At 61.6% G+C, this 12,994-nt stretch carries 11 protein-coding genes; 9 read left to right on the forward strand and 2 right to left on the reverse strand.

Translation table 11 applies throughout. The annotated features are described in order from the left end of the window. Positions 1-4: 4 nt before the first annotated feature. Entirely contained in the window at positions 5-808 is an 804-nt protein-coding gene (locus J2Y41_RS00785; protein WP_309925275.1) for a class I SAM-dependent methyltransferase, read from the forward strand. 67 nt (positions 809-875) lie between these two features. On the opposite strand, the gene J2Y41_RS00790 is transcribed toward J2Y41_RS00785, so the two are convergent. Beyond that, positions 876-1,748 carry a nuclear transport factor 2 family protein gene (locus J2Y41_RS00790; protein ID WP_309925277.1) on the reverse strand — a complete coding sequence of 291 codons (873 nt, stop codon included), beginning with the start codon at positions 1,746-1,748 and terminating at the stop codon, positions 876-878. 51 nt (positions 1,749-1,799) lie between these two features. On the opposite strand from J2Y41_RS00790, the gene J2Y41_RS00795 reads away from it, so the two are divergent. Further along, the gene (locus J2Y41_RS00795) at positions 1,800-2,438 is read left to right on the forward strand and encodes a TetR/AcrR family transcriptional regulator (RefSeq protein WP_224088703.1); all 639 of its coding nucleotides are present in this window, start codon (positions 1,800-1,802) and stop codon (positions 2,436-2,438) included. A gap of 10 nt (positions 2,439-2,448) precedes the next feature. On the opposite strand, the gene J2Y41_RS00800 is transcribed toward J2Y41_RS00795, so the two are convergent. Next, the gene (locus tag J2Y41_RS00800) at positions 2,449-4,674 is read right to left on the reverse strand and encodes a S9 family peptidase (protein WP_309925279.1); all 2,226 of its coding nucleotides are present in this window, start codon (positions 4,672-4,674) and stop codon (positions 2,449-2,451) included. 189 nt (positions 4,675-4,863) lie between these two features. On the opposite strand from J2Y41_RS00800, the gene J2Y41_RS00805 reads away from it, so the two are divergent. The 7 genes from J2Y41_RS00805 (at position 4,864) to J2Y41_RS00835 (ending at position 12,960) form a co-directional block, all read left to right on the forward strand. Next, positions 4,864-5,016, forward strand: a complete 153-nt coding sequence (locus tag J2Y41_RS00805; RefSeq protein ID WP_309925281.1) for a hypothetical protein — start codon at positions 4,864-4,866, stop codon at positions 5,014-5,016. Between the two features lie 46 nt (positions 5,017-5,062). Then, on the forward strand, positions 5,063-6,586 hold the full coding sequence (locus J2Y41_RS00810; RefSeq protein ID WP_309925284.1) for an oligosaccharide flippase family protein: 1,524 nt from the start codon (positions 5,063-5,065) through the stop codon (positions 6,584-6,586). A 119-nt stretch (positions 6,587-6,705) separates the two neighbouring features. Then, positions 6,706-7,791: a glycosyltransferase family 4 protein gene (locus J2Y41_RS00815; RefSeq protein ID WP_396133423.1), complete on the forward strand. Its 1,086-nt coding sequence runs from the start codon at positions 6,706-6,708 to the stop codon at positions 7,789-7,791. Beyond that, positions 7,792-8,598: a PIG-L family deacetylase gene (locus J2Y41_RS00820; protein WP_309925288.1), complete on the forward strand. Its 807-nt coding sequence runs from the start codon at positions 7,792-7,794 to the stop codon at positions 8,596-8,598. It abuts the gene before it with no gap. A 63-nt stretch (positions 8,599-8,661) separates the two neighbouring features. After that, positions 8,662-10,245, forward strand: coding sequence for a glycosyltransferase family 39 protein (locus J2Y41_RS00825; RefSeq protein WP_309925290.1), 1,584 nt, complete (start codon positions 8,662-8,664; stop codon positions 10,243-10,245). Positions 10,246-10,259: 14 nt separating this feature from the next. After that, positions 10,260-11,567: a hypothetical protein gene (locus tag J2Y41_RS00830; RefSeq protein WP_309925292.1), complete on the forward strand. Its 1,308-nt coding sequence runs from the start codon at positions 10,260-10,262 to the stop codon at positions 11,565-11,567. Between the two features lie 355 nt (positions 11,568-11,922). Then, positions 11,923-12,960, forward strand: coding sequence for a glycosyl hydrolase family 28-related protein (locus J2Y41_RS00835; RefSeq protein ID WP_309925294.1), 1,038 nt, complete (start codon positions 11,923-11,925; stop codon positions 12,958-12,960). Positions 12,961-12,994: the final 34 nt, after the last annotated feature.

Below are 12,994 nucleotides of genomic sequence, written 5' to 3' on the forward strand. Positions count from 1 at the left end.
GAGCATGCTGTCCACGCTTCGGAAATATTTGCTGGTTCCCCGCCTGATCCGGCTTTCCTCGGCCGCGCCCAAGGACCCGCTCACGGCATGGGACCGCTACTGGGGAAACGTCCGATCCACCGGGGCTTCCGGCGATGTGTTGTGGGATTCCGGCAGCTCTCATGAACTTGAGGGTTACGTGCCCAAATTCGCCCGCATGGATCAGTCCCTCCCGGTGGTGGACGTGGGGTGCGGCAACGGCAGCTTCACGCGCTTGCTGGCCCAGCATTTCCCGCACGCGCTTGGGCTCGATTACTCCGCTAACGCCGTGAACCGCGCACGGCAAGAGGCGGGGGACATCACGACGGCGTCATTCGCCGTGTGCGATATGACGGCACCTGACGCTGCGCGGACTGTCGTGACGGCCCTTGAAGCTGCGGGCTGGACAGGCGATGCCAACGTGTTCATCCGAGGTGTATTGCACGTCCTGGACTCCAAAGGAAGGGCCGCCCTGGCCGCAAACCTGTTGCCCGTCGTCGGATCCCGCGGCAGCGTGTTCCTGGCCGAAACCAACTTCCCCGGCACCCCCGTTGATTACGTCAGCCACCTTGGCGCCACCCGCCACTCTATTCCTGCCCCGTTGGAGTGGGCCATCAAGGGCTTGCCGATGCCTGGCCGCTTCGGCGCCGCCCAGCGGGCCAAGGCGTTCCCGGCGGCGGACTGGAACCTCCTTGAGGAGGGCGCGACCAGTATCGAGACCCGGCCGCTGAGCAACCCCTCGGACCCTGACCTCATTCCGGGATACTTCGCCCTGCTCCGCGCACGCTAGCGCCGCGCCGGCTAACGCCCGCGCCGGCTAACGCCCGCGCTGCTCACCACGAGGAGTGGCACAGGATTCACTGGGGCCGTTGAATCGGAATAAGGTCCGAGTGCCGGTGAACAATCCGCCAGGCGTCGTCCTCGCGACGGTAGACCTGCGTCGTTCGCATGGTGTAGTCGTCCGGTGCGCCATCAACAATGGCCTGGCTGTGTTCCAACCCAACCGTGTAGGCGAGGCTGCCGCTGGCACCGGCCGCGACAACCTCGAACTCGAACCCGGTGGCGCCGTCGAACCGGTGGGCTTCCCGGCGAAACTTGGGTTCCAGATCAGTCCAGCCCGCTCCGGAAATGTGGGCACCGAACAGTGTGATGGGGTCAGTGTGGGACCACAAAGAGATGCGCGGTGCCACATCGCCTTTGTGCAGGGCCACCGTCATATCGCGCTGCTTGGGAAGGATCTCGGCCAGGAAGGCCTCGGTCTCCCTTCCCATAGCCTGTCTCTCGCCGGTCATGGGGCCCGTCCGGCCAGCGGGCAACGGAACGCTGGCCTCTCCCGCCGGGAAATCAGCGTGACGATGCACGATCCGCCAGGCACCGTTTTCACGGCGGTAGACGTGGGTCACCCGCAAGCTGTATTTCCTCGGAGTGCCCTCAACGGTGGTGGTGGTGTGCTCGTAGCCGACAGTGTAGGCAAGGTCCCCGCTGACGCCGGCCGCGATGATCTCAAGATCGAACGAATCCGAATGCGAGAACCACGAGGCGACGTTCTGGAACATGGGCTCAAGCTCTGCCCGGCCGCTGCCGCTGAGGCTCGCGCCGAAGAGCGTCAGCGGCTCGTTCTCCGACCACAGCGCGAGGCGCGGTCCGGCGTCGCCGTCGTGGATTGCACCGTCCGCGGCCAGCTGTTTCGGAACCATCTCGGCGAGGAAATTATCGGTCTCGGTAGACATGGCCAACTCCATTACAGTGTGACTGTTTTGAATACTGTTAGAATGCATCCAATGGGCGCAAAAATCAAGAGGCCGTACGACTCCACCCGCCGCCAGCAGCAGGCTGCAGAGACACGGCGAAGCATCATCACGGCTGCCAACGAGCTGTTTATCTCGCAGGGATACGGGCAGACCACGGTCAAGCAGGTGGCTGAGCGGGCGGGCGTCGCCGTCGAAACCGTATACGCGGCGTTTGGCACGAAAGCTGCGCTGCTCCGGCACGTTTGGTACGTCGATTTCCGCGGCGACGAGGCAGACGTGACCCTGTACGACAGGGCGGAGATGCAGGCCATCCTGGCCGAACCGGACCTGCCCACCAGGATCCGACGCCACGCCGTATTCGTCACAGCGAGCAATCGGAGGATTGCCCCACTCCTTGAGGCCCTCACGGGAGCAGCAGCGAGCGAGCCCGACGCCGTCGCCATGCTCGGCGAATGGGCCGACCGCCGCTTGGATGTGGCGACGCGCTACGCACACGCTGCGGCTGCCACCGGTCAGCTCGGCGTCACCGAGGAGGAATGCCGCGACGTGTTGTTTGCGACCATGGACGGCACGCTCTGGACCCGGTTCGTAGAGCAGCGCGGCTGGAGCGATGAACGGTTCTCGGACTGGCTTGGCGCGATGTGGATCAGTATGCTCGTCCGGGAGTAGCTACGCGCCGCTACTTGAGCCCCGCTCCAGGAAGAAGTTCCGTGGCGCCCAGCGAGTCGGCAACGAACGCGTAGTCCCAAGCCCGCTCCCGCCACTGAACGTACCGGCCGGACGCTCCGCCGTGGCCGCCGTCCATCTCGATCTTCATGACGATCGGCTCCGAGCCAGTGGATACCGAGCGCAGCGCCTGCACCCATTTGGCCGGTTCCACGTACAGCACGCGGGTGTCATTGAAGGACGTCACGGCGGCGATCTTGGGGTAGGGCACGCTCCGCACGTTCTCATACGGAGTGTAGGACTTCATGTACGCGTAGGCTTCGGGATCGGTGATCGGGTTGCCCCATTCCTCCCATTCCAAAGCCGACAGGGGGAGCTCGGGGTCCAGGATGCTGGTCAGCGGGTCCACGAACGGCACCTGCGCCACTACTGCAGCGTACTTTTCCGGAGCCATATTGGCGATGGCACCCATGAGCAGGCCGCCAGCGGAACCACCCATGGCCGCAATCCGGGAAGGATCCACCCAGCCGGAAGCAGCAAGCCAGTCGGTGGCAGCGATGAAGTCCGTGAAGGTGTTCTTCTTGGTGAGCTTCTTTCCATCCTCGTACCAGTGACGGCCCAACTCCCCGCCACCGCGTATGTGGGCAATAACCATGACGATCCCGCGGTCCAGCAGCGACAATCGCGCAACGCCAAAGCCCGGGTCCATGCTCATCTCGTACGAGCCATAGCCGTAAACCAAACCAGCGGCCGTGCCGTCCTGCTGTACCGAAGCGTGACGCAGCACTGACAGCGGAATCCGGGTGCCGTCGTCGGCGGTTGCCCACTCACGCGTGGCCACGTAATCCTGCCTGGAGTAGCCGCCCAGTACCGGGCTTTCCTTACGCAGCAGCAGCTGGCCTGAGGGCAGCTCCGACGTGGGCAGAACAAAGTCGTAGACGCGGGACGGTGTGAAGTAGGAGGTGTAGCCCATGCGAATCACAGGGGCCTCGTAGTCGGAACTGGAAACGCCGGCACTGTAGAGCTCTTCGTCGAAGGCCGGCTCCACTGGCGCGGCCTGCTGCGGCGTGCCCAGGCCTGTGAGCGGCAGCACCTGGACACGCTCGATGGTGTCCTTCCGGACGGACAGCACCAGGTGCGTGGAGGTGACGCCTGCACCGTTGACGCGGACGTCGTCGGAATGCCCGACGACGGTCCGCCACTGCTGCTCTGCCAGCGGCTTGGTGAGTTCGGACGGGTCAACCAGGCTCACCATCGAATTGATGGCGTCCTTGTTGTGGGTCAGGAGAAGGGTTTCCTGGCCATCCAGGAGGAAGGGCTCGGCCTCGTAAAGAACGTGCTCCGCACGCGGAATGACCGTGCTGAGCCCGGCGTCGTAATCGTCAAAGCGGAGCAGCCGGGTCTCGCTGAACTCGGAGCAACCGATGCTGAGCACAAGGTGCCGCCGATCGGAGGCGAGATCGAAGCCCAGCCACATGGCGACGTCGTCCTCCTGGTAAAGAACCTCATCCTCGGCAACCGGCGTGCCTAATACGTGGGCCTTGACCTGGTAGGGGCGCCAGGAATCGTCCACCACGGTGTAAAAGATGCGGGTGCCGTCAGGGGAGAAGGCCACGCCATAGAAGATGTTCTCGATGACGTCCGGCAGGAGTTCGCCCGTCCGGAGGTCCTTGATCCGCAACGTGAAGCGTTCATCGCCGGAATTGTCCACGGCGTATGCGTAAAGGTTGCCGTCGATTGTCACGGCAGCGCCACCGATGCTGAAGAACGGCTGGCCCTCGGCTTCCACGTTTCCGTCAAGGAGCACCTGCTCGCCCGGGATCTCCACGCCCGGCTCAACGGATGGCGGAGTCCAGTCGGCCACGGGGTCACCCGTATTCCGGGCAACTACGCGGCAATGGATGCTGTATTCCTTGCCCTCCACCGAACGGCTGTAATACCACCAGCCATCCTTCCGGCTGGGCACGGACAGGTCAGTCTCCTGCGTGCGGCCCTTGATCTCCTGGAAGATTGCTTCGCGGAGCGGTTCCTGATGGGCGGTCACAGCCTCCTGATAGGCGTTCTCCGCTTTCAGGTGCTCCACTACCTCTGCGGATTCCTTGTCCCGGAGCCACTCGTAGTTGTCCACGAAGACGTCGCCGTGGTGTTCGCGGCGGCTGGGGACGCGTTTGGCAACAGGAGGCCGGGGTGCTGAACCGTTGACAGGGGCAGCGGCAGGCGCGGAGGAAGTGTGGCTCATATGGCAACTCTATAGATGGCCTCTGACACGGAACCACTGATTTCGCTCAGAGCGCCCGCACATGCTCATTAAGGCCCGGACGGGAACAACTTGAACCTTCACGTCAGACTCGCGTCATGACTTGGGGTGTCTTCGCACTGCTTAGGAGGCGAGCACCGCTTGGTGCCGTTCCGATTCTTGGAGGGTCAGATGGGTTTGCTTCATGTGCAACGCCGAACCACGGGTTTTGCCTTCGATGTTGAGCTCCTTCTCTGCCTTCAACACGAGGGGGCACTGATTGTTGAGCTGCCCGTGGGCTGGACTGACGGAGAAGAGCCCCCCTTCCGCGACGATGGCCAGTAGCGGTAGCTAATCAGTGGATTTATCCGAACATGCCATAACCACCGCAGTGAGTTTGCGGCCCAGAGCTGGAAGCCGGGAAAGGACGCCGAACCGCGACCCCAACATAGCTCAAAACAGTGGCTTCCTGGCTGTGTCGGCGGGGCTGGTGGGTGTGGTGAGCTACGCCTGCACCTTGCTCATGGCCAACATGCTGGGGACAGCGGATTACACACAATTCGCCGCCGCCGCGATGATCCTGGGCGTGGTGGGGATCGTGGCCAATGCAATGGTTCCGCTTCCTCTGTCCCACGTGGTCGCCGTGCATCCGGAAGGGTCCGAAGAGCGGCGGAACGGCGTGGCCTTCTCGGTCTTCGTGTCCTGTCTGGCGGGAGTTGCCGCGGCGGCCATCACCGGCGGCGTGACTCTCGCGCTTGCCACCCCGGACCTGGCAGCAGCGGTGGCTCTGGCAGCCTTTGTCATTTTTGTCGTGAATGCGCCCGCCGGGTGGCTCCAAGGCGAACTCCGCTTCAATTGGTACGCAATGTCCACCATCGGCGAGGTTGTCTTGCGGTTGATCTTCAGCCTGCTGGTGATCCTTATGGCGTGGGGTGCCGGGGGAGCGGTCCTCGGTTTTGTCGCGGGGTGCCTGGCACCTCTGGTGGTGCCGTGGTCGTTCTATCGGGATCTCCGTTGGCGTCCGGGGGTGCTGCTTCAGAAGTGGCGGTGGGCCGAAACGAGCGATATTGCATCGGTCCTGTGCGTCGTGTCCGTGCTGGTGGGGACCGACGTCGTACTGGTCGGCTTCCTCGACAACGGCTCGGTAGAAGCAGCAGGCTTCCAAGCGCTCGCCACCATTGCAAAGGGGCCCGTTTACGTGGCCGCCGGGACAGCGCTGGTGGCATTTCCCTTGCTTCGCACCCCTGGAGTCAAGGTCAGCGAGGTGCTGGGCGCTTCCTTCGCCTCGTTCGGGCAGCTTGTGGTGGTGGCCTTCGCCATCATCGCCACGGCACCGCCCCTGATGTCCGGCCTCATAGTTCCGCCGAAGTATCACGGCTCCCTTGGACTCCTGCCATGGCTGGCGGCTTCCGGTCTCGGTTATGCCGTCCTGATGGTGCTCGCCACCATCCTCCTGGCCATGCGTGCCTACCGCCGCTGCCAAATCGGCCTCGCTTGCGCGTGTCTTCTGGTTATCGGCGGGCTGTGGATCGGCTGGCAGGTGAACGCCGTCCCGGGAATGGCCGTGGGATCTGCCGTCGGTGCGGTGACCGCTGGCCTCGTCCTGACACTATTGGCGCGTCCGGTGCTGGCGGCTACCAACCAGGGAAAGGGGACGGGCAGGTTCGCCATCCTGGCGTTCGCCCTGATCGTGGTCCTTGCCGGAGCCGCCCACCTGCAGCCCCTGCTCTGGTTGCTTCTCGCCGGCATCAGCGGAGTCACCGTTCTTGCCCACCAGCGCGGCATGCTGCCGCACAGGAACGACTTCAGGACCTCCCGACGTCGGCAGGCTGGCAGACGCAGCAAATCTACCGGCCGCCGGTCGAATAGGGCACTTCACCGACGTGCTTCTCCAAGAGGACGCCACTACTCCTGATTCAGCGGAGTTGTAAGGGGCAGGGAGCCCTCCAGAAATGTAGAGATGGGAAGACAGCTTTGAAAGTTTTACATTTGGGCTTTGAAGATCCACGAATGCCCGGGGCAGGCGGGGGATCAGTGAGGACGCACGAAATCAATCGCCGTCTGGCGACAAAGGGCTTCCACGTCACAGTGCTGACCACCCGCTATCCGGGCTGGCAGGAACGCATCGAAGACGGCGTGCATTATGTGCCCATCGGCTTCGGAACGGGCAGTAACCGCCTGGCCAGGCTAGTGGCCTATATTGCGCGGCTACCGTTTGAGGTATGGAAGCGCCGGTCAGCTACCGAGCTGGTGGTGGAGGATTTTTTCGCTCCGTTTTCGACCATGGCCGCACCGCTCTGGACCAAGCGCCCCACCATCGGTGTTGTCCAATGGCTGCACGCCAGGGACAAAGCACGGCAGTACAAGCTGCCCTTGCACTGGATAGAGCGACTGGGCGTGTTGACGCACCGCAGGCTGATTTCGGTTTCGCAGGGCATCAGTGATCGGTTAAAGGAACTGAACCCGGACCTGCATGTGGACGTCATCGGCAACGGCGTAGATCCCGGAGCCTGGAACAACCAACCCCGGCTGGGGAAGGATGTCCTCTTCATCGGACGACTGGAGTACGGGCACAAGGGCTTGGATCTCCTCCTGGAAGCCTGGGCCCATGCCTGCGAAAGGGTAGAAGGCAAGCTGCTGATCGCCGGTACAGGTCCGGACGAGGAACGGTTGCGCACGTCCGTCCGGGACAAGGGTCTATCCGGGCGCGTGCAGATGCTCGGGTGGTTGTCCGGGGAAAGCAAGTTCCAGGTTCTCAGCAATGCACGGCTGCTGGTAGTGCCCTCGCGGCACGAAACCTTCGGGCTGGTGGCCATTGACGCGCTCGCGGCAGGCACTCCCGTTATTGCCTTCGACATTCCTTGCCTGAAAGAGATCATCCCGCCGGGTACGGGGTGGGTGGTAGAGGCTTTCGATGTTCTGGCACTGGCTGATGAAATTGCCTCCCGTTACTCCCAAACGGGGCTGGAGCACGTGGCTGAGCAGGGGCGGAAGTTTGCCGCCGGTTACAACTGGGATGCACTCGCCGACAAGCAGGCGGAGGCCTATCGCACCGCTCTCACTGAACTGAAGAACCCTCAAACCCGGCGGCCACAAGCCGACCACGCCGAAAGGGCCTGAATGCCGCTCCGATCACGAGTCGAACACTCCATGGCGGGCGACGCCCCCTGGCTGTTCCTGTCACCGCATCTGGATGATGCAGTCCTGTCATGCGGCTCGCTTATTGAAGCCCAGGCCAAAGGGCGGCAGATCATCGTGGCCACGCTGTTCACTGAGGCCATGCCATCACCCCACACGCGGGCAGCCCGATCCTTCATGCGCCAATGCACCGTTCCGGACGCTGGGGAATTGTTCCAGGCCAGGCAGTCGGAGGATCGTGCCGTGCTGCAGGACATGGGTGTTCAATCCATCCACCTTGGCGAAGTGGACGCCCTGTTTCGAAAGCGGCGAAAGCCCCCATTGCTGGGGAGCAGCCAGTGGGAGTGGCTGCTCCCGGAGCTCACTCACCGCTACCCCACCTATCGGTTCGACATCGCGATGGGAAGGATCGCCAAGGGTGATCGGGCCCTCATCCGCCGGCTTCGCTCCGACGTCGCCGGACTCATGGCACAAACCAAAGCTCAGCTGTTGTTTTGCCCGGCAGGGGTGGGTAAGCATGTGGACCACCTGATCACCCGGGAGGTAGGCAAAGGACACCAGGACAACGTGGTGATGTACTCAGACTTTCCCTATGATCTGGCTGCCGGTCCGGACGAAACGCACATGTCCAAATTGGGCTTTGTGCCGTGGACCTGGGACACCGGACTCGATGCAAAAGCCGGGCGGATCAGGCAGTATCCCACGCAGGCAGATGCCCTGTTCCCCAGCGGAGTAATCCCACTGAAACCGGAAACGTACTTTGTGCCTGGGCACCTCGATGCCGATTAGCCATCTGGTTCACACACACATTTCTTCTGGTTCAGTACTTTTTCGCTTCACATAAGGGTCATTATGAATTCGCTTTACCAACTCCACGTCACTGCCTCGGGTGGGCGGGCGAGGAGGTCTGCACATGCCTCCCAGCGGGCATTGCGGGGACACTTGTGGGTTGCAGCCCTTGTAGGCTTGCTGGCCACGGTCTTCCGGGTGTTCGGTGTTCAACGGGCCAATGACGTTTTCATTGACGAAGTAACCTACGCGGACGTTGCAAGGCAGATAGCGGATGGCCACATGCCATCAATCCTTGGCACCCCGTTTTTCCTGCATCCTCCGGGTTCTTACGCCCTCAACGCACTGGTCATCCGCGTGCTGGGACTCCAAGGCAACTCCACGGACTTGGCGTTGCAGTTGCGTTGGGTTAATAGTGTTCTCGGAGCAGTTGCGGTTGTTGTCTGTTTCCTGCTGGTTCGCCGTCTTGTGGGTGTTGGACCTGCTGCCGTGGCTGGCGTCATTCTGGCCAGCGACCCGTTTGTCCTTCGCATGGATGGGCGGTTGATGATGGAGACTCCAGCTGGCCTGGCGGTATTGTCGGGGTGGCTATTGGTCCTGTTGCTGCTCGACCGTAAGTCGGGGCGAACCCGCCTGTGGCTTGAAATCAGCGCCGGATTGGTTTTCGGACTGGCCATCGTCATGAAAGACATGACTGCAGTGTTCACAGTGGTTCCGTTGCTTGCCGCGGTGGTCTGGCGTAGAACCGTGCCCCTCCAAACAGCCTTGCGAATCCTCGCCTGCTCCACAGTTCCCTATCTGGTTTATCTGGGTTTGATCGCTGCCAGCGGGCTGATTCCGCAGTTCGTTGAACAAAAATCGGTGGGCGTCCTGAGGATGATGGGCGTCGTTCAGATGACAGGCTTCAATTCAGTCCACAGCGTGAGCCTTGCAGACCGGCTCATTGACCTGGCCGGACGCTTCGGCACCAGCTATCTGCTTCTGGGCCTTTCCGTGGTGGCTGGGGCAGTGAGTGCTAGGTCTCCGCTGGTGGAACGGCGGGCTATTGGCTTGTTCTCGCTTTTTACCGGCTTGGTGGGTATCTACTCCGTCTTCTTCGGGGCGGCAGAGGAACAGTTTGGCTACTGTGTGGTGCTGTCTGCCCTGGTTTCGGTGCCCGTAGCCGCTGTGATGGTGGTGAAATGGCGCCCCCGCCTGCGGGCGCCCGTTGTGGCTGCCGCAGCAATCATGACCATACTCAGCCTCTTTCTGGGTGTTCAGGCAAGATCAGTCGTCGATGACGGGCTTGTCCGTGCCCGGGACTGGATGAACGCCGAGCTGCCCTTGTCCTCCAAAGTGGGTTTGACGTCAGTAACTGCTGAGTTCGCGCTCATGCCGCATGAGGGGTGGGAGGTCCTGCCATCCTTGCAGTCCCTGCATGACCGCGAGGCGCAGTATGTCCTCACACAGGGGAGGCAACTGAGTGAGGGGTACGGCTTCGCCGCACCTGAGTTCCTGGACTGGCTTCAGGACAACGCCCAAGCGGTTTTCACTTTCAGGGGACCAACGTCCGGTGACACCGTGGTGTGGCAATTGGACCGCGCAAAATTGGACGCCGCTGTGGCGGGAGGGCTGAGCTTCCCTCCCGTGACCGGCGGCTACCCGTGAGAAGCCTGCTTCGTGTGGTCTTGCTGTTGATGATGACAACACCTGTGATCGTCGGTTGCAGTGTGCAGACCCAGCCGGCGGCAGAGCTCCTGTCTTTTGGGGTTCTGGGTGCCACGTGCACTCCTGAACGCCTCGCAGAACTTCGCGAGGCCGGCGTATCCGTAGTGGAATTGCCCTTGGCCTGGGATCGGTACCAACCGGGAGCCGGAGGGGTGGACCATCACTACGTGGCGGAGGTTCGTGAACGACTGAACCGCTGCCATGAGGCTGGCATGGCTGTGGTTCTGTCCCCTGGTCTGCATTACGCGCCTGATTGGGTAAGAGGTCTGCCCGGAGGTGTGCTGCGGAGAAGTGCAGGAGGAACGCCAAAGGACCAGGGTTCCGAGCTCATATTCGGTGCCGATGTGCGGGATGCGGCGCAAAAGTACTTGGCTCGTGTTGCGTCGGACTTGGGGTTTGAGGGCGTAGCAGCAATACGAGTCGGGACGAATGCCAGCGGGGAGCTAGGGTACCCAGGGCCCGGTGACGGTGGAAATGAACGCGAGTACTGGGCATTTGGTGACGCCCCCCAGTACGGCATCGGTTTAGCTGAAGGCGTTGCGCCTTCTCCCATGCCGGGGTGGATTCCGGGCTCCAGCTCATGGCACGGGCGGTCCGTAACTGATGAGCAGGTCCAACGGTGGTGGGACTGGTATGCCGGATCTGCGGTGGACGCAGCCGTATGGCAGATACGCGAGCTACGGAAACTTGGGTATCAAGGGCGTTTGCATGTTCCCGTAGCGGGTCGGGGAGTCTTGCCGAATGACAAAGCAACAGCCATAAAAGGACGCTTGGATGGCCGGGCCGATCCGGATGGCGCCCAAGAACGCGGTCTGGACTACGCTGTTCAATTCGCTGCGCTCGCGGCTTTAGCGGGGGTGGATGTGGACTTCACGGGCTTGGATGACATATCGGCCGTGAGTGCAGCCGCTGCCGTTCCGCGGCAAGATCAGTGCCTCCCCACTGACGACGAGAGCATGCTGATGGAAGATGTCTCACAATGGTCCTCCCACAGGTACATCAGCGCCATGGCTCGGCGAGCCGGGCTGGGACTGGTCGGTGAAAACCCCGGTCCTCCGGATGCACCTTTCACCGGCGGCTCACCGCAATCGCACAGCCTAGCCGAACAATTGCGCACCGCTCCGGGGTACGCAGTGCAATGTGGGATGACGATGTTCCTGTTCGGCTTCGAAGAGAACCTCTTTGATGAGCAAGGCAGCGGTGTCACAACTGAGGACTACAAAGAAGTCATCCAGCGGTTGCAGCCTCCGGCTCAGCAGTGACGCCCCGAAACGGTCGGAGCTATAGGGGCGCGGCACCAAAGAAGATCCAAAGTTCACGTCACGTCCGCCGAGGTTCGCTCACTCAACGAATGGACAGCCTCGTCGCATCCAGGCCAAAAAACAGAGGAGATTGACACCCGTGCCTAAATTCAAACGCACTATTAACTTCGGCTGGCCCTCTCGGGACGTCACACGTCACGCATTGGCCGCGGCCGGGTATGCAACAGACGGTGAGCGCCGGAAAGGACGCGTTGCCCGCAGCACGCCCGCTATTAGCAGTGCTGTGTTTGTTCTTTGTGTCCTCGCGTCAACCGCTGTCCCAGCAGCAGCTGCTCCCCTTCAAGGTGCCGCAGCCTTGACGGTCACATCGTCGTCGTGTTCGTTAAGCGGTGCCACGGGTAGCAGTTCGACCAGCACTTATGGCGTCACTGCCACTCCGAACGATGCCCTCGACGATACTGCAAGTATCCAAGGCAGAATTAACGCGGCCGGAATTGCTGGCGGGGGAGTGGTAAAAATTCCTGCGGGCACGTTCATTATCAATGGCAAGTTGCGGATGGAGAGCAATGTAAAGCTTGAAGGTGTGGGCCCTGAAACGATCCTGAAAGCTGGTCCTTCGTTCACTGGTAACTACGGCCCCGCTGGCGGATATCCCATCGTGACGACAGCAGGTGCAGACAACACAACCCTCTCGAACTTCACGGCAGACCAGTCGGGTGACTCATTGAACGGGAATGTGTCTGGCCGCCTGAATGAGTACGTGATTGACGTCCGCAATTCAATGAATTCACTTGTCCAAAGCGTTCATACAAGGAACCCTTTTACGTACTCAATCGCATTTGTTGGTGGTCAGAAGTGGTGTGTTAAGGACAGCAGTACACAGTCGGCAACCGACGGAAAGTACGTCGAACTGGATGGCATTCATGCGATGAACACGAGCAACGGGGACATTGTTGGAAACGTAGTGGACCAGCGCAAGGGCACTGACGGAGACGACGGCATCGCCGTTCACACCTACGGCGATGAGGACGTTCATGACATCAGGATTGCCAATAACAACGTGCGTGGAGGCCGTCACGGCGCCGGGATTGACCTTGCTGGAGGATCCGGGGCCGTTTACAACATTGACATCACTGGCAACACCGTCTGGGGCTCACCTCGGGGTTTGCACGACGCCTACTACGACGGTACGAAGCAAATCCACCACATCCAGATCGTAGGGAATACCTTCAAAAACAACGACATCAAGTCCACCGGCGGGGCGGTGGACTTCGAGCGCCCGGTGACTTACGTGACGATGACAGACAACACGGCATGCAATTCAGGTGATTACCGCCTTCCGGCCGGCACCGGGAACGTAAATGCCCGCAACATTCAAAGCGCGGTGTGCTGACGCGCGGATGAAGCCGGGCAACTGCTGTGCATCA

It is taken from the genome of Arthrobacter sp. 1088, from assembly GCF_031455315.1.
In the GTDB taxonomy this organism is placed as follows: Bacteria; Actinomycetota; Actinomycetes; order Actinomycetales; family Micrococcaceae; genus Arthrobacter.

Coding starts and splice junctions, on each gene's coding strand:
- J2Y41_RS00795 (WP_224088703.1), top strand. CDS start 1,800: ATGGGCGCAAAAATCAAGAGGCCGTACGACTCCACCCGCCGCCAGCAG.
- J2Y41_RS00785 (WP_309925275.1), top strand. CDS start 5: ATGCTGTCCACGCTTCGGAAATATTTGCTGGTTCCCCGCCTGATCCGG.
- J2Y41_RS00820 (WP_309925288.1), top strand. CDS start 7,792: ATGCCGCTCCGATCACGAGTCGAACACTCCATGGCGGGCGACGCCCCC.
- J2Y41_RS00800 (WP_309925279.1), bottom strand. CDS start 4,674: ATGAGCCACACTTCCTCCGCGCCTGCCGCTGCCCCTGTCAACGGTTCA.
- J2Y41_RS00805 (WP_309925281.1), top strand. CDS start 4,864: ATGGGTTTGCTTCATGTGCAACGCCGAACCACGGGTTTTGCCTTCGAT.
- J2Y41_RS00790 (WP_309925277.1), bottom strand. CDS start 1,748: ATGTCTACCGAGACCGATAATTTCCTCGCCGAGATGGTTCCGAAACAG.
- J2Y41_RS00825 (WP_309925290.1), top strand. CDS start 8,662: ATGAATTCGCTTTACCAACTCCACGTCACTGCCTCGGGTGGGCGGGCG.